1 protein-coding gene is annotated in these 288 nt (G+C 53.5%); it reads left to right on the top strand.

Annotated elements, in window-relative coordinates; all coding sequences use genetic code 11:
- Positions 1-240: gamma-glutamylcyclotransferase family protein (locus tag R0J92_RS22425; protein WP_411053282.1), on the top strand; the 240-nt coding region annotated here is incomplete at its 5' end.
- Positions 241-288 lie beyond the last annotated feature (48 nt).

Genomic DNA, 288 nt, shown 5'->3' with positions numbered 1-288 from the left:
GGGCATATCAAGGGGCGCCTCATCGAAGCAGGTTGGGGTGCCGTTATGGGCTTTCCAGGCCTAGTGTTGGACGAGGCTGGGGATGCCATCAAAGGCCATGTCTTTGTGTCCGAAAACTTGCCGGAACACTGGCAGGCCCTGGATGATTTCGAGGGTGCTGAATACCAGCGTGTGCGCACAACAGTGATGCTTGCAAAGGGAGGTACCGTCGAAGCCTACGTATATGCCCTTCGTACGTGAAGCGCCTGGTTGTTGCTTGTGAGGATGTAAAGACAACCATTTTTTATA

Origin of the sequence: Tritonibacter sp. SIMBA_163, assembly GCF_046535935.1 — a bacterium.
Classification (GTDB): Bacteria; Pseudomonadota; Alphaproteobacteria; order Rhodobacterales; family Rhodobacteraceae; genus Epibacterium; species Epibacterium scottomollicae.
Note: the sequence above shows the minus strand (reverse complement) of the source record. Positions and strands in the feature narration are given on the sequence as shown.